General features: G+C 73.5%; 22 protein-coding genes. 9 read left to right on the top strand and 13 right to left on the bottom strand.

Annotated elements, in window-relative coordinates:
• Window positions 1-60: 60 nt before the first annotated feature.
• The 4 genes from ACIRSS_RS22840 (at window position 61) to ACIRSS_RS22825 (ending at window position 3178) form a co-directional block, all read left to right on the top strand.
• Complete coding sequence (locus ACIRSS_RS22840; RefSeq protein WP_400898019.1) at window positions 61-834, top strand: cyclase family protein; 774 nt, start codon at window positions 61-63, stop codon at window positions 832-834.
• Window positions 831-2453, top strand: a complete 1623-nt coding sequence (locus tag ACIRSS_RS22835) for a thiamine pyrophosphate-binding protein (RefSeq protein WP_400898017.1) — start codon at window positions 831-833, stop codon at window positions 2451-2453. Before ACIRSS_RS22840 ends, ACIRSS_RS22835 begins: the two co-directional genes overlap by 4 nt.
• 138 nt (window positions 2454-2591) lie before the next feature.
• Window positions 2592-3017, top strand: coding sequence for a hypothetical protein (locus tag ACIRSS_RS22830; protein ID WP_400898015.1), 426 nt, complete (start codon window positions 2592-2594; stop codon window positions 3015-3017).
• Window positions 3014-3178, top strand: a complete 165-nt coding sequence (locus tag ACIRSS_RS22825; protein WP_400898013.1) for a hypothetical protein — start codon at window positions 3014-3016, stop codon at window positions 3176-3178. Before ACIRSS_RS22830 ends, ACIRSS_RS22825 begins: the two co-directional genes overlap by 4 nt.
• On the opposite strand, the gene ACIRSS_RS22820 is transcribed toward ACIRSS_RS22825, so the two are convergent.
• On the bottom strand, window positions 3175-3900 hold the full coding sequence (locus ACIRSS_RS22820) for a hypothetical protein (protein WP_400898011.1): 726 nt from the start codon (window positions 3898-3900) through the stop codon (window positions 3175-3177). The two genes, ACIRSS_RS22825 and ACIRSS_RS22820, sit on opposite strands and share 4 nt — an antisense overlap.
• A gap of 1 nt (window position 3901) precedes the next feature.
• The gene (locus ACIRSS_RS22815; RefSeq protein WP_364461332.1) at window positions 3902-4348 is read right to left on the bottom strand and encodes an Lrp/AsnC family transcriptional regulator; all 447 of its coding nucleotides are present in this window, start codon (window positions 4346-4348) and stop codon (window positions 3902-3904) included.
• Between the two features lie 171 nt (window positions 4349-4519).
• Here ACIRSS_RS22815 and ACIRSS_RS22810 point away from each other — a divergent pair, with 171 nt between their 5' ends.
• Window positions 4520-7912: an indolepyruvate ferredoxin oxidoreductase family protein gene (locus ACIRSS_RS22810; protein ID WP_400898009.1), complete on the top strand. Its 3393-nt coding sequence runs from the start codon at window positions 4520-4522 to the stop codon at window positions 7910-7912.
• On the opposite strand, the gene ACIRSS_RS22805 is transcribed toward ACIRSS_RS22810, so the two are convergent.
• From ACIRSS_RS22805 to ACIRSS_RS22790, 4 genes are all read right to left on the bottom strand, one after another.
• Window positions 7893-8519 carry a response regulator gene (locus ACIRSS_RS22805; protein WP_400898007.1) on the bottom strand — a complete coding sequence of 209 codons (627 nt, stop codon included), beginning with the start codon at window positions 8517-8519 and terminating at the stop codon, window positions 7893-7895. The two genes, ACIRSS_RS22810 and ACIRSS_RS22805, sit on opposite strands and share 20 nt — an antisense overlap.
• 67 nt (window positions 8520-8586) lie before the next feature.
• Window positions 8587-9552, bottom strand: coding sequence for a GlxA family transcriptional regulator (locus ACIRSS_RS22800; protein WP_400898005.1), 966 nt, complete (start codon window positions 9550-9552; stop codon window positions 8587-8589).
• Window position 9553: 1 nt separating this feature from the next.
• Window positions 9554-10063: an ATP-binding protein gene (locus ACIRSS_RS22795; protein WP_400898003.1), complete on the bottom strand. Its 510-nt coding sequence runs from the start codon at window positions 10061-10063 to the stop codon at window positions 9554-9556.
• 155 nt (window positions 10064-10218) lie between these two features.
• A complete protein-coding gene (locus ACIRSS_RS22790) occupies window positions 10219-10860 on the bottom strand; it encodes an FMN-dependent NADH-azoreductase (RefSeq protein ID WP_400898001.1) in 642 nt (213 codons plus the stop codon).
• An 82-nt stretch (window positions 10861-10942) separates the two neighbouring features.
• Between ACIRSS_RS22790 and ACIRSS_RS22785 the strand changes: the two genes are divergently transcribed.
• Entirely contained in the window at window positions 10943-11419 is a 477-nt protein-coding gene (locus ACIRSS_RS22785) for a MarR family winged helix-turn-helix transcriptional regulator (protein WP_400897999.1), read from the top strand.
• Window positions 11420-11422: 3 nt separating this feature from the next.
• Here the strand turns inward: ACIRSS_RS22785 and ACIRSS_RS22780 are convergent, their stop codons facing one another.
• Both ACIRSS_RS22780 and ACIRSS_RS22775 read right to left on the bottom strand, forming a co-directional pair.
• On the bottom strand, window positions 11423-12034 hold the full coding sequence (locus tag ACIRSS_RS22780; RefSeq protein WP_400897997.1) for a SecDF P1 head subdomain-containing protein: 612 nt from the start codon (window positions 12032-12034) through the stop codon (window positions 11423-11425).
• Window positions 12035-12048: 14 nt separating this feature from the next.
• Window positions 12049-13827: a glycoside hydrolase family 76 protein gene (locus ACIRSS_RS22775; RefSeq protein ID WP_400897995.1), complete on the bottom strand. Its 1779-nt coding sequence runs from the start codon at window positions 13825-13827 to the stop codon at window positions 12049-12051.
• Between the two features lie 153 nt (window positions 13828-13980).
• Between ACIRSS_RS22775 and ACIRSS_RS22770 the strand changes: the two genes are divergently transcribed.
• Window positions 13981-15030 carry a serine hydrolase domain-containing protein gene (locus tag ACIRSS_RS22770; protein WP_400897993.1) on the top strand — a complete coding sequence of 350 codons (1050 nt, stop codon included), beginning with the start codon at window positions 13981-13983 and terminating at the stop codon, window positions 15028-15030.
• Here ACIRSS_RS22770 and ACIRSS_RS22765 read toward each other — a convergent pair.
• The 3 genes from ACIRSS_RS22765 to ACIRSS_RS22755 are packed head-to-tail and all read right to left on the bottom strand — an operon-like array spanning window position 15020 to window position 17440.
• Complete coding sequence (locus ACIRSS_RS22765; protein WP_400897991.1) at window positions 15020-15601, bottom strand: type II CAAX prenyl endopeptidase Rce1 family protein; 582 nt, start codon at window positions 15599-15601, stop codon at window positions 15020-15022. The two genes, ACIRSS_RS22770 and ACIRSS_RS22765, sit on opposite strands and share 11 nt — an antisense overlap.
• Entirely contained in the window at window positions 15598-16494 is an 897-nt protein-coding gene (locus ACIRSS_RS22760) for an NAD(P)H-binding protein (protein WP_400897989.1), read from the bottom strand. The genes ACIRSS_RS22765 and ACIRSS_RS22760 overlap by 4 nt, the downstream gene beginning before the upstream one ends.
• Window positions 16495-16531: 37 nt before the next feature.
• Window positions 16532-17440: a DMT family transporter gene (locus ACIRSS_RS22755; protein WP_400897987.1), complete on the bottom strand. Its 909-nt coding sequence runs from the start codon at window positions 17438-17440 to the stop codon at window positions 16532-16534.
• A 73-nt stretch (window positions 17441-17513) separates the two neighbouring features.
• On the opposite strand from ACIRSS_RS22755, the gene ACIRSS_RS22750 reads away from it, so the two are divergent.
• A complete protein-coding gene (locus tag ACIRSS_RS22750; RefSeq protein WP_400897985.1) occupies window positions 17514-18437 on the top strand; it encodes a LysR family transcriptional regulator in 924 nt (307 codons plus the stop codon).
• Here ACIRSS_RS22750 and ACIRSS_RS22745 read toward each other — a convergent pair.
• Window positions 18388-19299 carry a LysR substrate-binding domain-containing protein gene (locus ACIRSS_RS22745; RefSeq protein WP_400897983.1) on the bottom strand — a complete coding sequence of 304 codons (912 nt, stop codon included), beginning with the start codon at window positions 19297-19299 and terminating at the stop codon, window positions 18388-18390. The two genes, ACIRSS_RS22750 and ACIRSS_RS22745, sit on opposite strands and share 50 nt — an antisense overlap.
• Before the next feature lie 83 nt (window positions 19300-19382).
• On the opposite strand from ACIRSS_RS22745, the gene ACIRSS_RS22740 reads away from it, so the two are divergent.
• A complete protein-coding gene (locus ACIRSS_RS22740) occupies window positions 19383-20327 on the top strand; it encodes a threonine/serine dehydratase (protein WP_400897981.1) in 945 nt (314 codons plus the stop codon).
• Here ACIRSS_RS22740 and ACIRSS_RS22735 read toward each other — a convergent pair.
• Window positions 20281-21099 carry an LLM class flavin-dependent oxidoreductase gene (locus tag ACIRSS_RS22735; protein ID WP_400897979.1) on the bottom strand — a complete coding sequence of 273 codons (819 nt, stop codon included), beginning with the start codon at window positions 21097-21099 and terminating at the stop codon, window positions 20281-20283. The two genes, ACIRSS_RS22740 and ACIRSS_RS22735, sit on opposite strands and share 47 nt — an antisense overlap.
• Between the last annotated feature and the right edge of the window lie 157 nt (window positions 21100-21256).

Genomic DNA, 21256 nt, shown 5'->3' with positions numbered 1-21256 from the left:
GGAACGCCCGGCGGGCATAGGGTCTCGATCGAGACGCACACCGGCACCCGGGAGGCAGGCATGTCGTTGTTGGACGGGCTGAGCAAGGCGCTCGGCGACGGGTCGGTCGAGATCGTCGACCTCACCGCTCCCCTGAGCGCGAGCACGCCGATCCTGCAGCTGCCGGAGCCGTTCGCCAACACGATCCCGTTCCGCCTGGAGGAGATCAGCCGCTACGACGAGCGCGGCCCGCGGTGGTACTGGAACGACATCCACACCGGTGAGCACACCGGCACCCACCTCGACGTCCCCGTCCACTGGGTGTCCGGAAAGGACGGTCACGACGTCTCGCAGGTGCCGCTGAAGACGCTGGTGGCGCCCGCGGTCGTGCTGGACTTCTCGGCGCGGGCGGCCGAGAACCCGGACTTCCTGCTCTCCATCGACGACGTCCGCGCGTGGACGGCCGAGCACGGCTCGCTGCCCGACGGCGGCTGGCTGCTCTACCGCACCGGCTGGGACGCGCGCAGCCACGACCAGGAGGCGTTCCTCAACGCCGACGACACCGGCTCGCACTCCCCCGGCGTCTCGCCCGAGTGCGCGCGCTGGCTCGCCGAAGAGTCCCCGATCACCGGGCTCGGCGTGGAGACCGTCGGCACCGACGCGGGCCAGGCGCCCGGGCTCGAGCCGATGTTCCCCTGCCACGAACTCCTGCTGGGCGCCGGGAAGCACGGCCTGACGCAGCTGCAGAACCTGGCGGCGCTGCCGCCGACCGGCACGCTGCTCGTCGTCGCGCCGCTGCCGATCGTCGGCGGCTCCGGCAGCCCGGCCCGCGTGCTCGCCCTGGTGGAGCGGTGAACGTCGCCGAACTCGTCGGCCGCACGCTGGCCGGCCTCGGCGTCGGCACCGCGTTCGGCGTGGTGGGCAGCGGCAACTTCGAGGTGACGAACGCGCTGCGCGCGGGCGGCGTCCGGTTCGTCGCCGCCCGCCACGAAGGCGGCGCGGCGAGCATGGCCGACGCTTACGCGCGGATGAGCGGGCGGGTCTCGGTGCTGTCGCTGCACCAGGGCTGCGGGCTGACCAACGCGCTGACCGGCATCACCGAGGCGGCCAAGAGCCGGACGCCGATGCTGGTACTCACCGCCGACTCCGCGGGCGCGTCGGTGCTGTCGAACTTCCGCGTCGACCAGGACGGGCTGGCCGCCGCGGTCGGCGCCGTCCCGGAGCGCGTGCACTCGGCCGCGAGCGCGGTCGCCGACACCGTGCGGGCCTTCCGGACCGCGCGGCAGCAGCGCCGGACCGTCGTGCTGAACCTCCCCCTGGACGTTCAAGCTCAGCCCGCGCCTTCACCGGCCGAGCCGCTGCCGCCGATCCCCGGTCCGGCCGCGCTGCGCCCGGACGCGGCGGCCGTGACCGAGTTCGCGGATCTCCTCGACGCCGCCGAACGGCCGGTGTTCATCGCCGGCCGCGGCGCGCGCGGCAGCCGGGAACCGTTGCGGGAGCTGGCTTCCCGGTGCGGGGCGCTGCTGGCGACGTCGGCCGTCGCGCACGGGCTCTTCCACGACGACGAGTTCGCGCTCGGCATCTCCGGCGGCTTCGCCTCGCCCCTGGCCGCCGAGCTGATCGTCGGCGCGGACCTCGTCGTCGGCTGGGGCTGCGCGCTGAACATGTGGACCACCCGCCACGGCAAGCTGCTCAGCCCGCACGCGAAGCTCGTCCAGGTCGACCTCGAGCAGAGTGCGCTGGGCGCGCACCGGCCGATCGACCTCGGCGTCACCGGCGACGTCACGAGCACCGCTTCGGACGTCCTCGCGGTGGTCAAGGAGCAGCAGGGTTATCGCACCGACGAGGTCGCGGCGCGGATCGCGACCGGCCGGTGGACCGACGTCGAGCACGAGGACCTCTCCCGAGGAGGCCGGATCGACCCGCGGACGCTGAGCAGGCTGCTGGACGAGCTGCTGCCCGCCGAGCGGATCGTCTCGATCGACTCCGGCAACTTCATGGGCTACCCGAGCGCGTACCTGTCGGTGCCGGACGAACAGGGGTTCTGCTTCACCCAGGCGTTCCAGAGCATCGGGCTGGGCCTGGGCACGGCGATCGGCGCGGCGCTGGCCCGCCCGGACCGGCTGCCGGTGCTCGGCACCGGCGACGGCGGGTTCCACATGGCACTGTCCGAACTGGACACCGCGGTCCGGCTCGGCCTGCCGCTGGTGGTGATCGTCTACAACGACGCCGCCTACGGCGCGGAGGTCCACCACTTCGGCGACGCCGACATGTCGACGGTCCGGTTCCCCGACTCCGACCTCGCCGCGATCGGCCGCGGTTTCGGCGCCGACGGCGTCACCGTGCGGTCGCCCGAAGACCTCTTCGCGGTGCGCGAATGGCTCGCGGGTCCGCGTGACGCGCCGCTGGTGATCGACGCGAAGATCGCCGACGACGGCGGTTCGTGGTGGCTCGCGGAGGCGTTCAAGCACTGACCCGGCCTTGACAGCGGCGCGGGCGGAGCTGGATGCCGGCCGTGCTCGCGGCCGCCGTCCGATCCGGTCGGCGCCCTGCTCGCCGCGTTCGACACCCACTCGATCGTCGCGAAGGCCGGCCCGGACCCCGGGCCGTTCGTGTTCGACCCCGTCCGGGATCCCCGCTTCCCCGGCCGGGTGAACGACATCGCCGTGGAGTGCGGGAACTCGCTCCACCAGCCGCTCCTGGACGCCTACACCGCCGGCGGCGACGTCCCGGACATCAGCCGCGTCCGGCGGGACACGACCCAGCCGAGCTGCGGGTTCTCGTTGTTCTACGAGCAGCTCTTCGCCTTGGTGCGGCAGGTCAACACGAAGCTGCCGGCCGAGCGCAAGATCCGCGTGCTGGCGTGCGACCCGCCGATCGCTGCGGAAGCACCGCAGGGCCTTGATGTTGTTCGGGCTGGGGCACTTGAAGCACGACGGCGGCAGCGCGGCGGTCTCGCAGCTGGAGCTGCGAGTACCCCGGCGCGGCGTACGTCGTGGCGGATCACTACGGGCGGCTGGGTTCGTGGCCGTCGTTGACCCCGCTGCGCGGCTCTTGGCTTGGCGCGCTTCTCGACACTGATTACCTGAACGAACTCCGTCGCCGGGCGACCGCCATCGACGCGCCGCCGGACGGGCTGGCGTGGCCGGAGTTCTTCTTCGACCGGGAGCGCACGTCCGGAGTTCTGCTGGGCGGCTAGCCGACCCGGTGGGACACCCAGACGTTCGGCTCCACGTACACCGCGAAGTCCTGGGCCGTCGACACGAACACCGGAGCCAGCGCACCCGGGACGAGGACCGGGCCGTCGTCGGTGAACGGCAGCCCGGTCCAGCGGCGCCAGTCCTCGAGGGGCGCCTGGACCGTCGCCGAGCAGCACGCCACCGACTCGATCCGGCCGCCCGCTCGGACGTGGGTGCGCAGCCAGCGGTCGGCCGGCAACCCGTCCGGCCGCGTCTCGGCGGCGTAGTCCTGCATCGACGACGACGGCACCGCCGCCTTGTCCGGCGGGCGGACCGGGATCACCAGCGAGGTCAGCCCGGCCGCCGCCGTGCGCATGCCCTCCAAGACCGTGCGCGAATGGCCGCGTCCCTGGTGGTCCGGGTGCACCGCTATCTCCAGCGCACACGCGGTGTCCGGGGTGACGTCGTCGAGCGCGTCCTCCGCGGCCCACACCGCCACTTCGTCCCAGCCCCTGGCGGGGAGCGGCCCACGGCTGCGGAACGGCACCATGATCCCGCGCGCGACCGGCCGGTCCTCCTCCAGCAGCGCCACGACCAGGTGCGGCCAGCGCCGCGCGACCCGGCGGCCGCGGACCAGCAGGCTCGGCAAGCTGCCGGCCATGAACGACGGCGAGCCGGGCGGGTACGGGATCGCGTAGACGGCGTCGGCGAGGTCCGGGCGCTCGGCCAGCGTCACGAGCACGTCAGGTCCCCCGCGACCAGGACTCCAGCGCGATCAGCGTCTTCGTGCCGGTGACCTGGTGCTGGCGGCGGATCTCGTCGATCGTCTTCTGCAGGTGGGCCATGTCCCGCACCCGCAGCCACACGAGCGCGTCCGGGTCGCCCGCGATCGTGAACACCGCCTGCGCCTCGGGCATCCGCGTGGTCGTGCGCAGGATCTCCGCGACCTTCGTGTTCCCGACGAACCGCAGCTCGGTGAACGCCTCGATCCCCCAGCCCAGCTTCGCGTGGTCGACCTGCACGGTGAACCCGGTGATCACGCCGGTCTCGCGCAGCCGGTCGATGCGCCGCTTGACCGCGGCCGTCGACAGCGTGACGCGGCCGGCGATGTCCGACAGCGTGCGGCGGGCGTCTTCGCGCAGCAGGCCGAGGATTTCGTGGTCGGTCGCGTCGAGCGGCTCTTCGGTCATGCGTCCGAGCGTAACTTCGCGCAAAAATCCGGGCCAGTCGACGCGAAATCCCGCCGAAGTTTGCGTCTGGGATGCTGAGTCGACATCGCCTGTTGCGTCGCTGTGGCGAGCGCCGCACTGTGCCTCAAAACACGTGCTCCGAAGCACATCGACGCGAAGGAGGCCCGCGCCGTGGAGACGTTCACGCTGGCGGACCGCTACCTGCGGGAAGCGGGGATCGTGCACCTCACCGGGGTGCAGGCGCTGGTCCGGCTGCTGTTCGACCGCGTCCGCCACGACCGCGCCCACGGCGGCGACCCCGCCGTGTTCGTCTCCGGGTACGAGGGCTCGCCGCTGGCCGGCTACGACCTCGAGCTCGGCCGCCGCGCGAAGCTGCTGGAGAAGCACGACGTCGTCCACCGCCCCGGTCTCAACGAGGAGCTGGCCGCGACGTCGGTGATGGGCAGCCAGCTCGTCGCCGGTGCCGGCGGGCAGCGCGGCGTCACCGGGTTCTGGTACGGCAAGGCCCCCGGCCTCGACCGCGCGACCGACGCGCTGCGGCACGCCAACCTGGCCGGTACCGACCCGCGCGGCGGCGCCGTCGCGCTGGTCGGCGACGACCCGAACGCGAAGTCCTCGACCGTGCCGTGCGCCTCGGAGCTCGCGCTCGCCGACCTGGCGATCCCGATCCTCTACCCGGCCGACTCCCAGGACGTCCTCGACCTCGGCATGCACGCGGTCGAGCTGTCGCGGGCCGCCGGCGTGTGGACGTCGCTGAAGATCGTCGCCAACGTCGCCGACGCGTCGGGCACGGCCATCGTCGATCCACAGTGGACCGCCCCGGAAGTCGAAAAGGGTTACCGCCACACGCCGACGTCGCGGCTGCTCGGCACCAGCCTCGCCGAGCTGGAACGCAGTCTCTTCACCGTCCGGCTGCCGCTGGTCACGCAGTACCTGCGCGCGAGCGGGATCAACCGGATCACCGCGCGCGGCCCGGCCGACCGGATCGGCATCGTCTCCGCCGGGAAGTCCTACCTGGACCTCCAGCAGGCGTTCCGGTCCCTGGGCCTCGACGCGGAAGGCCTGCGCCGGCACGGCATCCGCGTGCTCAAGCTCGGCGCGATCCACCCGCTCGAACCCGGGATCGTCCGCGAGTTCGCCGAGGGTCTCGACGAGATCGTCGTCGTCGAGGAGAAGCGGTCGTTCGTCGAGACGGCGCTCAAGGAGGTCCTCTACGGCGTCCCCGGCGCACCCGCGGTCACCGGCAAGAAGGACCGCGACGGCCGGACGCTGTTCACCGAGCTCGGCGAGCTGGACCCGGACGGCATCGCGGCCGGCCTGGCCCGGCGGCTGCCCGAAGGCATCCCGTCGGTCGAAGCCCACCAAGCGCGTCGGCGCCGCGAACGCATTTCGGTGCCGCTGCTCGCGCGCACGCCGTACTTCTGCTCCGGCTGCCCGCACAACTCGTCGACGAAGGTCCCCGAAGGCACGCTGGTCGGCGGCGGCATCGGCTGCCACACCATGGCCCTGTTCATGGAGCCCGATCAGGTCGGCACCGTCCTCGGCGTGACGCAGATGGGCGGCGAGGGCACCCAGTGGATCGGCATGGCGCCGTTCGTCGAGGCCGAGCACTTCGTCCAGAACATCGGCGACGGCACGTTCACCCACTCCGGCAGCCTCGCCGTGCGCGCGGCCGTCGCGGCCGGCGTCAACATCACGTACAAGCTGCTGTACAACTCCGCCGTCGCGATGACCGGCGGCCAGGACGCCGTCGGCGGGCTGCCGGTGGAGAAGGTCGCCGAGCTGCTGCTCGTCGAAGGCGCGAAGAAGGTCGTGATCACCAGCGACGCACCCGCGAAGCTGCGACGCCGCAAGCTCCCCGCCGGTGTCGAGGTCCGCGACCGCTCGGAACTCCTGGCGACGCAAGAAGAACTGGCCGCGGTCAAGGGTGTCACCGTGCTGATCCACGAGCAGGAGTGCGCGGCCGAGAAGCGGCGCAAGCGCCGCCGCGGCAAGCAGGCCACGCCGACGACCCGCGTGGTCATCAACGAGCGCGTGTGCGAGGGCTGCGGCGACTGCGGCACCAAGTCGAACTGCCTGTCGGTGCAGCCGGTCGCGACCGAGTTCGGCCGCAAGACCGCGATCCACCAGTCGTCGTGCAACGTCGACTACTCGTGCCTGGCCGGGGACTGCCCGTCGTTCGTCACCGTCGTGCCCACCGGCAAGAAGCAGCGCCGGAAGCTCGGCGAGCTGGCCGCCGACGCCGTCCCCGCACCGGAAATCCAAAAGAAGGACTTCACCGTGCGGATCACCGGGATCGGCGGCACCGGTGTGGTCACCGTGACGCAGATCCTCGCCACCGCCGCGGTGCTCGACGGGCGGCACGTCCGCACGCTCGACCAGACCGGGCTGGCCCAGAAGGGCGGCGCGGTCGTGTCCGACCTGAAGGTGACGGCGGAGCCGGTCGAGCAGGCCCCGAAGCTGGCCGCCGGCGAGTGCGACCTCTACCTGGCGTGCGACGCGCTGGTCGGCGCGGACGCGGCGAACCTCGGCGTGGCCGACGCCGCCCGCACCACCGCGGTCGTCTCGACCACCGAGGTGCCGACCGGCCGGATGGTCGTCGACACGACGGTCTCTTTCCCGGACCCCGGCAGCGTCCTCGCGCCCCTGGAGGCCGCGGCGAAGCGCACGGTGTCGCTGGACGCGCGCGGCCTGGCCGAGGAGCTGTTCGACGACGACCAGTTCGCGAACGTGCTGCAGCTCGGCGCGGCCTTCCAGACCGGCGCGATCGGCTTGCCGGCCGCGGCGATCGAGCGCGCGATCGAGCTGAACGGCACGGCGGTGGCCGCGAACCTGCAGGCCTTCCGCCGCGGCCGCCAGCTCGTCGCCGACCCCTCCACGCTCGCGAGCACCCCCTCGCCGGCGCGTCCCGTCGCGCAGCCGTCCGTGCGGAAGCTGGTGCACGCGGAACCGGGTTCGGAGCTGGCGCGCCTGCTCGACGTCCGGGTCCCGGATCTGGTGGCGTACCAGGACAAGCGCTACGCGCGGGCGTACGCGGAGTTCGTCGAGCGGGTGCGGGTGCTGGAGGACGGGCCGACGGAGATCACCGAAGCGGTCGCGAAGCACCTCTACAAGCTGATGGCCTACAAGGACGAGTACGAGGTCGCGCGGCTTTCGCTCGACCCCGCGTTCACGGCGGGTCTCGAAGAGCAGTTCGGCGAAGGCACGAAGTACGCCTACCGGCTGCACCCGCCGGTGCTGCGCGCGCTCGGGATGAAGCGCAAGATCAGCCTGGGCCCGTGGTTCCGCCCGGCGTTCCGGGTCCTGCGGGCGCTGCGCCGGCTGCGCGGCACGCGGCTCGACCCGTTCGGCCGCGCCGAGGTGCGCCGCGTCGAGCGCGAGCTGATCGAGGACTACCGCGGCATGGTGCTCGCGGCCTTCACGGCGGCCGACGCCGACCGCGCCCGCGTCCTCGCGCTGGCCGAGCTGCCCGACCTCGTCCGCGGCTACGAGGACGTCAAGCTCGCCAACGTCGCCCGGTACCGCGAGAAGCAGGCCGAGGTGCTCACGCCCGCAGGTAGCTGAGCATCGCCTGGGCACCGTCGGGGACGCGCAGCTTCGAGCTGACGTCCCCGGCGTGCTGCCGGGCGGCCGCGGTGCCGATCCCGAGCAGCCGCCCGATCGTCGGCACCGAGTGACCTTCCGCCAGCAGCGCGACGACCTCGCGTTCGCGCGCGGTGAGCGTGCCGACGGGGTCGCCGGGCCGCGGCCGGGCCAGCTGGAGGGCGACGACGTCGCGGTCGAGCACCGTGCCCCCGGCGGCGACGCGCCGCAGGGCGTCGAGGAACTCGTCGGGCTTGCCGACGCGCTCTTTCAGCAGGTATCCCGCGCCACCGCCTCCGGCGGCCAGGAGGTCGCCCGCGTAGCCGTCTTCGACGAACGCCGAGAGCGCGAGGATCGCGAGCCCCGGCATGAGCCGGCGCGCCTCCAGAGCGGCCCGCAGCCCTTCGTCGGTGAACGTCGGCGGCATCCGGACGTCGACGACCGCCAGGTCCGGTGCCTCCGCCGCGACCGCGGCCAGCAGGTCGCCGGGGTGGTCGACGGCCGCGACGACGTCGAAGCCCTCGCTGCGCAGGAGCAGCACGAGCCCCTCCCGCAGCAGGGCGTCTTCTTCCGCGATGACAATGCGCACGACGGCTGCCTCCTCGCCTCCACGTCCTCTCCCTGCCTGGATGCACGGATCGGGAGGCGGGTCCGGTTCAGCCGATCCCGGTGGTCCGGAACCGCGCGCGGTAGTCGCTGGGTGTCACGCCGAGGCCGCGCGCGAAGGCGCGTCGCAGCGTCTCGGCCGACCCGAAGCCCGACCGCCGCGCCACGACGTCGAGCGGCTCGGTCGTGGTTTCCAGCTGCTGCTGGGCGAACTCGAGGCGCACCTGCTCGACGAACCGCGCGGGCGTGCGGCCCAGCTCGTCGCGGAAGAGTCGCGTCAGGTGCCGCGTGCTGACCCCGGCGCGGGCGGCCAGGTCGTCGAGGGTGTGCGGCGCCGACGGATCGGCCGCGACGGCGTCGAGCACGGCCCGCAGCACCTCCGTGCGCGGGCGGCCGGTCTCCAGCCGGACGCTGAACTGCGACTGCCCACCGGGCCGCTGCAGGAAGACGACCAGGTGCTTGGCCACCAGCCGGGCCACCTCGGCGCCGAGGTCCGCCTCGACCAGCGCGAGCGCCAGGTCGATGCCGGAGGTGACGCCGGCCGAGGTGAGCACCGGGCCGTCCTGGACGAAGATCGCGTCGGCGTCGACGGTGATCCGCGGGAAGCGGCGGGCGAGCTGGTCGGTGAGGTCCCAGTGCGTGGTGGCGCGCCGGCCGTCGAGGACGCCGGCGGCGGCCAGCGCGAACGCGCCCGCGCACACCGACGCCGTCCGGTCCGCGCCGCCGGCCAGCCGCCGGATCTGCGCGACGAGCTCGGTGTCGGCGATCGTGCGGACCCATTCGGGGCCGCCGGGCACCAGCACGGTCGCGCCGCGCGGGTCCGCCGCGGCGAGGTCGAGGTCCGCACCCACCCGTGTCCCCGTGTTGGCGCGGACGTCGGCGCCGCCGGGCGAAGCCGTCTTCAGCTCGTAGCGCCCGCCGTGCTCGTTGGCCTCGGCGAAGACCTCCAGCGGCCCGGAGACGTCCAGCAGCCGGACGCCGTCGTAGAGCACCACCAGGACAGGACGGCTCCGCACGTCAGCTCTGGCCGGACCAGCCGCTCAGCCGGGTGAGCAGGCGCTCCAGCACCTCCGGGTCCGCCGCCACCGGGGCGCCGGAGACGGGCTCGTCGACCAGGGTCCGGCGGTCCTGCCGCCGCGGCAGGCGCACCTGCTTGGCGTTCATCCCGCCGGGCAGCTCGAGCTCGCACCAGGTGGTGCGGGCCCCGCCCACGCCGGGCGTGACGCCGACGCGCTCGCCGGGGCCGGCGACCTTCGGCTCGGGCAGCCCGGGCACGTCGTCGTCGACCTCGACCACCAGCACGTCGGCGCGCAGCCGCAGCCGCAGCGTGACGAACGCGGGTGACCGCGGGTCGCCGGCGTCGATCACGGTCTCGACCAGCCGTCTCGCGGTCGCGGTCACCTGCTCCAGCATCGGCAGCAGGGACCAGTCGGTGAGAATCAGGCGGACGAACAGTTCCGTGACCGGCAACGCGCTGGGTTGCGCGACCAGCCGGATATCGTCCATCTGGGAGGTGTGCGCGCTCAAACCTGACCTTCCTCGCCCAGGTCGACTGTCCGGGTCCCGGCATCTTGCCACCCGGCCTCCGGCGGGACGGTACCGGCCGGGGCGGCGCGGCTGCGCCGGGGTCCCGGCCGGAGTCGTCGAAGGCGAAGAATCGCGCGCCGAACGGTCGCCGTCCCTCAGACCCGCGCGGGGACCCAGAGGGCGTCGATGATCTTTTCCGCCGTGGCCAGGCTGGCGTCGGCCAGCGGGATGAGCTCCGCCATCGCCGGGTTGACGTGCGCCAGCGTCAGCTCGGCCGTGATGAACCGCGGCTGGAGGCCGGTCAGCGAAACGCCGTGCGGGAGCCACTGCTCGGCGTGGTCCCAGCCCTCGCGGGGCGTGCCCTCGCCGTAGCCGCCGCCGCGGGAGGCCAGCACGATGAACTCGCGGCCGCCGAGGAGGCCGGTCTGCGTCTCGTGGTCGACCGAAAGCCCGGGCGCGATGAGGTGGTCGACCCACGTCTTGACGCTGCTCGGCGCGCCGAAGTTGTAGAGCGGCAGGCCCAGCAGCACGGTGTCGGCCGCCTTGATCTCGTCGACCAGCTCGCGGGTCCGCGCCCAGGCCGCCGCCTGCTCGGGCGTGTGCTGCTCCGGCGGCACCATGCCGGCCAGCGCGCTCGCCGAGTCGATGTGGGGCAGCGGGTTCGCGCCCAGGTCGCGGTAGGTGACGGTGCCGTCCGGGTGCGCGGCGCGCCACGCGGCCGCGGCCCGCGCGGTGAGCGCGCGGCTCACCGAGCGCTCGCCCTGGATGCTCGAGTCGATGTGGAGGAGGTGCGCCATGTCGTTAGCCGCCCATAGATCGTTGGTGTCGGACAAACCATTAATAGCACACCGACTGTTGGGCCGCCCATATACTGGGCTCATGTCGTCGCTGCCGGTCGTCAACCAGCCGCCCCACCGGTGTGGTGCGCTGCTCGGCCAGCTCACGCGCCGGTTGCAGACGCGCAGCGAGTCGGTGCTCACCCCGCTCGGGCTGCGCCCGCGGCACCTGATCGCCCTGACGGTCCTGCGCGACCAGGGCGGCAGCTCCCAGCAGGACCTGGCGAAGACCCTGGAGATGGACGGCACGAACGTCGTCGGGCTGCTCAACGACCTCGAAGCGGAGAACCTGATCGAGCGCCGCCGCTCCCCCGTCGACCGGCGCCGGCACGTGGTCGAGCTCACCGACGTCGGCGCCAAGCTGCTGGCGCGGGCGGAGTTCGCGCTCGCCGCGGTCGAGGACGAGGTGTTCAGCGGACTCACCGACGAGCAGCGCGAGACCCTCTACGAACTGCTGCAGCAGGCGACGAACAAGACGAACATCGAAGCCTGCCGAGAGGCCCTGCCGCCGACCTGCTGAGCCTCAGCCGCCGGCGATGTCCCGGGCCAGCTGCCGCGCTTCGGGCAGCGTGAACTTCCCGGTGATCTGCGTTTCCCCGCCGGTGATGGCGGACTGCACGGTGGGCGCGGTCAGGACGCGGCTCTTCAGCACCATCGCGACCTGCTTGCCGACGTTCCGCCCGGTCCACTCGGCCCAAGTCCGCGCGCCCTGGGTGGTGAAGCTGAGGCTGATGACCGAGCTGCCGGTCTGCGGATCGACGGCGGCGTCCACCCGGCTCACGTCCGCGCCGCTGAGGAACCCGGGCGCGAGGATGTACTTCGTGCCCTGCGCGCGATCACAGCTGACCAGCGGCAATGCGGGGTCGTCGCGGCCGTCCAGGGGATCCGGCCGCCCTTGGGCGCAGTCGAACGCCTGCGCCGCGGCCTGCTGCGTGGCCGGGTCGACGCTCTGCCGTTCGCCCGCCGAGCCGGTCGCGGGCCCGGGCGGCAGTTCGGCCAGGACGGGCCGGAACCGCAGCTGCGTCCCGTCCTTGACGACGAACCCGGTGGGCGCGGCGTGGCCCACGACCTCGGCCTGGCACCCGGTGACGAGCACGGCGACGGCCGCGAGCAGGAGGATCCGCACGCCGCCCATTCTGGCGTGCGGGGCTACCCGGCCGCCAGGATCGCTTCGAGTCCCGAGGCCTGGGTGCGCCAGTCCGTCACGTTCGGCGTCGTCCCGGTCCAGCGCTGGCCGATGCGGTTCAGCGCGTCGCGGTCGTTCGCCCACAGCGCGTCCGCCTGCTGCCGCGCGAACGCGCGGTAGGTCGCCGAGCCCGTCGCCGTCGCGAGGTCGCCGAAGTAGCGCAGGAAGATGCCCTTGAACTGCTTCTGGTTGTCGTCGCAGGAAGCCGTTCCGGTGTCGCAGGATTCGACGAGCACGCCGCCTGAGGTCAACCGGGCCAACGCCGCATCCGCGAGCCGCTTCGACGCGTCCAAATAGGACTGGACGCCGGTCGCGCGCCACAGCTCCAGGAGCCCGCCGATGCCAAGGCCCTGGTTGTACGTCCAGACGGTCTGGCCGTTGTTCGCGCACGACGACGTCAAGCCGTCGTTCACCAGGCCCGAGGAGTTGATCAGGCCGCTGTTGAGGTACCAGTCCCCCGCGGTGCGAGCCCGCTGGCCCCACGTGGTGTCGCCGGTGATCCGGTTGTGCAGCGACGCGGTCAGCCGCAGGTACAACCCCGCCGTGACGGCGTTCTTGTACGTCCGCTCGCGGTTCCACCACACCCCGCCGCCGCAGCTGCCGGTGTCCCAGAACCCGTGGACGTAGTTCGCGATCGTCGTCGCCTCGGTCAGGTAGCGCGGGTCGTGGGTGCGGTCGTAGACGGCGACCCAGGCCAGGCCCCACCACGCGCTGTCGTCGATGGCGCGGCTGACGAAGTCGCCGTCGATCGCGTCGGAACTCCTTGCCCCGGCCGGGAAAGCGACGCGGTTGACGTCGAAGGTGCGGGCCAGCGCGGCGTCGAACCCGCCCGCGTCGGCCACCGCCGTCACCGCGACCGCCGAGTTCCACCAGCTCGACGGCCACCACGCGGTGTACGGCTCGTACGACCACATCAGGGCGTCGAGCGCACCGGCCGCGCGGGTCGTCGCCGGGCGCGCCCAGGCCGTGCAGCTTCCTTGGGAGTGCGTGGCTTCGCGGCCGCACGCGCGGACCGCGCCGCCGTAGAGCCGGCCGCGGGGATCGCGCGTCGCGAACGCCGTCGTGTGCGTACCGGTCGCGCCCGCGGCGACGCTCGTTCGGCCCAGCGACGAGCCGTCCGGCCAGCTCGCCCCGGCGTCCCACGAACGGTCGAGCCAGACCTCGTCGCCGGCACCGCCGGCCTCGATCCCGGCCCACGCCAGGCCGCGGCCGTCGAAGTGGAGCCGGATCGTGCGGCCGAAGAGCGTCGTCGGCGTCACCGGCTGGCTGTCCCCGCTGCCCGGCGCGGTGCGGTCGCACGCGGCGTCGCAGACGTCCGGGTAGATCCACGCGGTGCAGCCGACGCCTTGGGCGTCCCCGCAGGCGCGGACCCAGCCGCGGCGGTGCTGCGCCGGATCGGTGAGGTTGTACATCAGCGTGCGCGTGCCGGTCCACGTGCCGGGGATGCTCGCCTTGCCCAGCAGGCCTTCCCAGGACGCGCCGGCGTCCCAGGAACGGTCGAGCCAGACGGAGTCGCCGGCGACCCCGTTGTCGATGCTCGCCCACGCCATGCCGTCGGGGTCGGAGGCGTGCAGGCGCAGCACGCGGCCGTTGATCACCTTGTCGGGCAGGGGAAAGCTCTCCCGCGCGGCCCGCGACGGGTCGAGCGTGTCGCACGACGTCACGCACACCGCCGTGGCCGCCTCGGCGGGGATCGGGGTCAGGGAACCGAACACGAGCAGCAGCACGAGCAATGTCCGCATCGACATCCCTCTCCACGCACCGGAGTTCGTTCCAGCATAGGAAGCCGCGACGCAGTTCTGAAGGTTTCCGCCCGGTTCTGGCTCGTTCCGGACAATGGTTCGCCGCGGGAAAATGAGTGGTGCGGCCGGGCCGGACGGAGTTGGCTGGCCGCCGTGACCGACATCCGGGGTGAGTGCGAAGACCGGTTCAGCAAGGTGCGTGAGGTCCTGGCGGCTTCACTCGATTCCGACGACGTCGGCGCTTCGGTCGCCGTCTTCGTCGAAGGCGAGCCCGTGGTCGACCTGTGGGGCGGGTACGTCGACACCGCCCGCACGAAGCCGTGGGAGCGCGACACCATCACCACCGTCTGGTCCACCACCAAGACGATGACGGCGCTGTGCGCGCTGGTCCTCGCCGACCGCGGCGAGCTCGACCTCGACGCGCCGGTCGCCGCGTACTGGCCCGAATTCGCCGCGGCGGGCAAGGAAACCACGCTCGTCCGGCACCTGCTCGGGCACACCGCGGGGCTGCCGGACTTCGCCGGTCCGATCGCGGTCGAGGACCTCTTCGACTGGCCGGCCGTGACCGCGCGGCTGGCCGCGCAGGCCCCGGCGTGGGAACCCGGGACCGCGGGCGGGTACCACTCGGTCACCTTCGGGTTCCTGGTCGGCGAAGTCGTCCGCCGCGTCACCGGACGCAGCCTCGGGACGTTCTTCGCCGAGGAGGTGGCCGGCCCGCTGGGCGCCGACTTCCACATCGGGCTGGCCGCCGAGCACGACCACCGCGTCGCGCCGCTGATCCCCGACCCCCAGGGCGACAAGCCGCCGGGTTTCCTGGTCGGTGTTTCGGACTCGTACTCCGAAGCCTGGCGGCGCGCGGAAGTCCCGGCCATCAACGGGTACGGCAACGCCCGCTCGGTCGCCGCGGTGCAATCGGCGCTCGTAGGTGGCGGCGGTTTGCTGTCGGCGGCCGGCGCGGAGCGGGTCTTCGAGGAGCAGTTCCACGGCGAGGACCGCGTGCTCGGCGCGCAGATGCGTTACGGCTTGGGCTACCGGCTCGAGGGCCGCACGTGCTCGTGGGGCGGGTGGGGCGGCTCGGTGGTCCTCGTCGACGCGGAGAACCGCATGGTGGTGGCGTACGTGATGAACCAGGTCCTCTGGGACGGCGGGTACGACCGCGGCCTCGGCGCGGTCATGGCCGCCTACGACGGGATCACGGGCTAGCGGGCGGGAACAGGCGCGGCAGGAAGGCGAGCATCAGCGCCGACCACACCACGTGCGTCAGCAGCGGCGCCTGCACCCCGCCCGACCGGCCGCGCTGCACGGTGAACAGCGTCCCCATCACCGCCGAAGCCAGTACCAGCGCGGGATTGCGCGTCGCCGTCGTCGAAAGGACGTACAGCGCCGTCGCTTTCCCCGGTCCGAAAGCGTCGTGGAGCGCGCCGCGGAAGAAGACCTCCTCCGCCGCTCCGGTCACCAGCGTCGTCGCCGCCACCGACGTCGTCGGACCGCGGTGGGCGTGGTCGAGCACCCCCGCGATGGCGCGGCGCAGCGGCGGGATGCGGCGGGCCACCAGCGCGCAGCCGTAGAACACGCCGAACGCGCCCACCCCGACCAGAACCGGCTGGACGACGTCCCGGCGGCCTCGCGGCACGCGCCCGGCGCCGGCGAACCAGGTCGCCGCGACCGACGCCGTGAGGACGTGGAACCGCCGCGAGCCCGGCCTGCTGGCCAGGGACGCGCCGAGCAGCCCGGATCCGGTGGCCAGCACCCCGGCGAGACGAGCCTTCTTCACGCGGGCCGCCGGCTCTTCGCCCGCTCGCCGAGGGCCTGCAGCACGGCTTCGTCGTAGCCCATCGGCTCGAACTCGACGATCCGGCGGATGGCGTCGTCGCGGACGACGACCTCGTTCGTCATCGAGTCGATCAGCGCCCGTCCGGTCGGCACGTCGATGTCGGTGACCAGGGAAAGCCAGTACGAGGACAGCCGCGGCGAGAGCAGCGGCACCGGCACGATCACCAGCGGCCGCCCCTCGATCGCCGCGACCCGCTGCAGCATGTCGCGGTAGGCCAGGACTTCGGGGCCGCCGATGTCGAACGTCCGGCCCTCGGCCTCCGGGTGGTCGAGCACGCCGGCCAGGTAGCGGACGACGTCGGCGATCGCGATCGGCTGGGTGCGCGTGCCGACCCAGCGCGGTGTGATCATCGCGGGCAGGTGTTCGACGAGCTGGCGGGTCAGCTCCCACGACGTCCCGCCGTGCCCGATGACGATCCCGGCGCGCAGCACGGTCACCGGCACGCCGGTCTCCCCCAGCAGCCGCTCGACCTCGCGGCGGCTGGCCAGGTGCTCCGACAGCGTGTCGTCGTCGTCCCCGAGGCCGCCGAGGTAGACGATCCGGCGCACGCCCGCGTCCGCCGCCGCCCGGGCGAACGCGCGGGCCGCGTCGGCGTCCCGGCGCTTGAAGTCCGCGCTGTCGAGCGAGTGGACGAGGTAGTAGGCGGCTTCGGCGCCCTTGAGCGCGTCGCGCAGGGAACCGACGTCGGCGACGTCGCCGCGCACAGGAGTCCCGGCGCCGCGGTACTTCGCGGGGTGACGGGTCATCGCGAGGACGTCGTGCCCCGCCTCTTCCAGCGCCGGGCACAACCGGCCGCCGACGAACCCCGAAGCACCGGCCACCAGCACACGCATACCGGCGACGGTAGCCGGGACGGTCCCGGCCCGCAGATCATCCGCGGCGCGTCCGCCCGGCGAAGCAGACGGCGGCGACCACACCCGCGCAGCCGACGAGCTGCAGGACGCTCGGCGTCTCCCCCAGCAGGCCGATGCCCAGCAGCACCGCGCCGACCGGCTGCAGCAGCATCAGCGTCGCGCCGGTGGTGGCCGACATCCGGGGCAGCGCGGCGGAGATGAGGATCCACCCGATCAGCTGGCCGACGACGGCGAGCGCGACCAGCCAGCCGAACGTCTCCAGGCTCGGGCTCAGGTCGAGCGTGCCGGTCGGGACGCCGAGCACGACGGCGGCGGCACCGGCGGAGAGCGTCGCCAGCACCAGGGACTGCGCTTGCGCGCCCCTGCCGCCGCTGAGCCGGATCAGGAGGAGGTAGACGGCGTACCCGGCGCCGGCGAGCATCGCGAACACCGCGCCGGTGACGGGATCCGGGCCGAACGAGCCGCTCCCGGCGAACCCGCCGGCCAGCACGACGCCGCCGAGCAGCACGGGCACGGCGAAGAGGAACTGCTTGGCCGGCCGTTCGCGCAGGAACGCGAACGCCAGCAGCGGCACGATCACCACCTGGACGGCGAGCAGCACGGTCGCGATGCCGGCGCCGACCCGCGGGATCGCCTCGCCCCACAGCACGAAGTCCAGGCCGAGCCCGACGCCGGCCAGCAGCGGGAGGAGCACGCGGGGCGCCGGGCCCGACTTGCGCCGTTCCCGCGCGGCGAGCGCGAGCAGCACCGGCAGGGCCAGCAGGCAGCGCCAGAACGCGCTCGTGCTGCCGCTGGCGTGCGAGACCTTGATGAAGACCGACGACAGCGAGATGCAGAAGCTGCCGAGCACGGCGAGCAGGCGCGGGTCGAGGCGCTCGGTGAACGGCGTGGCGGTGGTGGTCGGGCGGGGCGCGGTCGTGGTCACGCCTCCAGCGTGCGGGCCGCGACTGTCAAGAACAAGCGAATGTTTCTGTACCTCATTCGGTAGAGTCTCTACTGTGTTCGGACTCGAGCGGATGCGCGCGCTGCACGCCGTCGCCACCCAGGGCTCGGTCGCCGCGGCGGCCGCGTCCCTGCACGTCACGCCGTCCGGGGTGTCGCAGCAGCTGGCGAAGCTGGAACGGGAAGCGGGGCAGCCGCTGCTGGAGCCGCGCGGCCGCGGCGTGCGGCTGACGAAGGCGGGCCAGGTGCTGGCCGCGCACGCCGAGCGGATCCTGGCGCAGGTCGCCGAGGCGAAGGCGGATCTGGAGCTGCTGCGCGAGGACGTCATCGGGCCGCTGCGGGTCGGCGCGATCCCGACGACGGTGCACGCGCTCCTCCCGCCCGCGCTGGCGACGCTCGCGGCGCAGCACCCGCGGCTGGCGGTGACGCTGCACGAAGGCGAGGCGGAGCAGACGATGCCCCGCGTGCTGGCCGGCGACCTCGACGTCGCGGTGCTGGAGAGCTGGGAGGACCGGCCGACGGTGCTCCCGCCGGCGACGACGCGGATCGCGTTGTTCTCCGACGTCGCGGACCTCGCCCTGCCCGCCGATCACCGGCTGGCGCACCGCAAGACGGTCGATCTGTCCGAAGTGGACGACCTGCCGTGGATCGGCTGGAGCCTGGGGTCCGGCTGCTACGAGTGGCTGCTGCAGGTGCTGCGCAAGCAGCGGCTGGAGCCGCGGATCAGCTGCACGGTGGGCGGGTACCCGACGCAGCTGGCACTGGTGGCGGGCAACGTCGGCGCGGCGCTGGTCCCACGCCTGGCCCGCGAGCGGCTGCCCGACGGCGTCCGCATCCTGGCGACCCGCCCGCCGCTGACCCGCACGATCTACGCGATCTGCCGGGCGGGCGAAGAGGACCGCGGCGCGGTGCGCGCGTGCCTGGACGCGCTCAAAGCGGCCTCGGCGCGCTTCGAGAGCGCGGGACGGCCGGTCGGCTGAGCCGGTCCACCATCTCGGTGACCAGCTCGCCCGGCCGCCGGTGGTGCACCAGGAAGATGTCCCGCGCCGGGCGCGCGTCGGTCACGTCGCGGACCTCGACCCGTGCTGTGCCCGCCCGCTCGAGCACGCTTTCCGGCACGAACGCGATCCCCAGCCCAGCCTCCACCAGCGCCGGGATCACCTGGTAGTCCCGGGTTTCGTAGGTCACCCCGAGCGTGACGCCCGCGGTGTCGGCGAGCTGGTCGAGGCACGCGCGATTGGGCACCCCGGGGCTGCCCGAAATCCAGTCTTCACCGGTCAGCGCCGCCAGTGTGAGCCGGCGGGTGCGGGCCTTCGGGTGGTCCGGGGGCAGGATCAGCCGGAACCGTTCCGCCCGCAGCAGCGACCGGACCAGCCCGCGCGCGTCGGGCAGCGGCGCGCCCGGGTAGCGGTGGGTGATCAGCAGGTCCAGCTCGCGCGAGCGGACCAGGTCGTAGCCGCCGGGCGGCTCGAGGTCCAGCAGCCGCAGCGCGACGGCCGGGTGCGCCCGGCGGAACCCGGCGAGCGCCGCCGGCACGAGTGCCGTGCCGGCGCTCGCGAACGTGCCGACCGCGAGCCGCGCCGGCTCCGCGCGGAGCACGGCTTCCGCGCCGCGCAGTTCCCCGGCGATCGTCTCGGCGTGGACCAGCAGCGCTTCCCCGACCGGCGTGAGCGTGACGCCGCGCGCGTGGCGGTGCAGCACGGACGCGCCGACGTCCCGTTCGAGCTTCGCCAGCTGCTGCGAGACGGCGGACGGTGTGAAAGCGAGTCTTTGAGCCGCCGCCGCGATCGAGCCCGCGCGGGCGACTTCGGCGAGCAGGGCGAGGCGGCGAGCGTCGAGCACGGCACCTCCAGCCATAAGCAGACCTGTTGGCAGCATAGAAGACATCGCTGGTGCTTACGACGCTCCGCGCGCATGCTGAAGACGTGATCAGCACTTCGGATGTCGAGCAGGCCGCCGCGCGGATCGAGGGCCGGGTCCGCCGGACGCCCGTGTTCGCCGACGACGGCTTGTGGTTCAAGCTCGAGCAGTTGCAGCACACCGGGTCGTTCAAAGCGCGGGGCGCGTTCAACCGGATCATCGCCGCGGGCCCGCTTTCGGCGGCCGGCGTCGTGGCCGCGTCGGGCGGCAACGCCGGGCTCGCCGTCGCCCACGCCGCGCGGGAGTTCGGGGTGGCCGCGCGGGTCTACGTCCCGGCGAACGCGCCGGCGGTCAAGGTCGCGAAGCTGCGGCAGCTGGGCGCGGCGGTCGAACTGGTCGGCGACAAGTACGCGGACGCCTACGACGCGGCGGTGAAGGACGCGGCGGACCGCGGCGCGCTCTTCTGCCACGCCTACGACCAGCCGGAGATCTGCGCCGGCCAGGGCACGGTCGGGCTCGAGCTGCTGGAGCAGACGGGCGGCGTCGACACGATCCTGGTCGCGGTCGGCGGCGGCGGGCTGCTGGCCGGCATCGCGGCGGCGGTCGAAGGCCGGGCGCGGGTCGTCGGCGTCGAACCGCGCACGGCGCCGACGTTGCACGCGGCCCTGGCGGCGGGCGAGCCGGTCGGAGTCGAGGTGTCCGGCGTCGCCGCGGACTCGCTGGGCGCGTCCCGGCTCGGCGACATCGCGTTCGCGGTCGCCACCCGCACCGGGGTGGGGTCGGTGCTGGTGGACGACTCGGCGATCCTGGCAGCCCGGGCGGCGCTGTGGGACCGCTACCGCCTGGCCGTCGAACCGGGCGGGGCCACGGCGTTCGCGGCGCTGCTGGACGGCGCCTACCGGCCGTCGCCCGGAGAGCGCGTCGCGGTGCTGCTGTGCGGCGCGAACACCGACCCGGCGACGCTCACTTCCCCGACAGCCGCGCCACCAGCGGCGCGAACTCCTCGATGAAGGCGCTGTTGACGCTGATGTAGGAGACACCGAGCTCGTCGCGGCGCCGTTCGAGCTCGGCGGCCATGTCGTCGAGGCTGCCGCGGAGCATGGTCAGCGAGTCGTGTTCGATGAGCGTCTCGGCGTCGACGCCGATGAACCCCCGGATCCACGGCGGCACCTGCTCCCCGACGACGAAGATGTTGAGCGCGAGTTCGACGTCCCGGTCGCCGGCCGCGGCGCGGATTTCCTCGACGTAGCCGGCCATCTCCTCGCGGGTGGTCAGCACGCCGCCGGCCAGGGTGACGATGTCGGCTTTCGCCCCGGCGAGCCGCCGGGCCTTCGGTCCCCCGGCGGCGATCATGACGGGGGTGTGCCCGTCCCCGTCGAGCCGCCGGACGTGGTCGATGGTCTCGGAGATCGAGTCGAGCCGCTCCTGGCCCGAGCCGTAGGGCAGGCCGAGCTCCTCGGCCTGCTGGCGCATGGTGGGCAGCCCGGTCCCGAGCCCGAGCTCGAACCGCCCCTGCGTGATGACGGTCAGGCTGTGCGACTCCCAGGCGGCGGCCCGCGCGGTCCGCAGCGGGCTGGCGAGGACGAAGGAACCGACCCGGAGATCGGTGGTGACGGCCGCGGCGGCCGCGAGCGCGGCGGTGGGCGTCGGGAGGTTGAGGTTGTCCGGGCTGAGGAGGGTGGAGTAGCCGAGCTCTTCGGCCCGCCGCGCGGTCTGCAGCCACTTCGCGCCGCCCTCGGTCGCGCCCGCGACCACGCCGAACCGGAACGCCTTCTTGACCATCGGAGCACTCCCCGGGTTTGGTTTGGTGATTTCGATCAAACCACCGGGGCGGGGGGGGGGGGGGGGCCCCCGCCCCCCCCCCCCCCCCCCCGGGGGGGGCGGCGGGGGCGCCCCCCCGCGGCGCCGGGGGGGGGGGGCGGCGCCGGCGCCCCCCGCC

It is taken from the genome of Amycolatopsis sp. NPDC101161 (assembly GCF_044768185.1).
Lineage (GTDB): Bacteria > Actinomycetota > Actinomycetes > Mycobacteriales > Pseudonocardiaceae > Amycolatopsis.
This window is presented reverse-complemented; position numbering and strand designations above follow the sequence as displayed.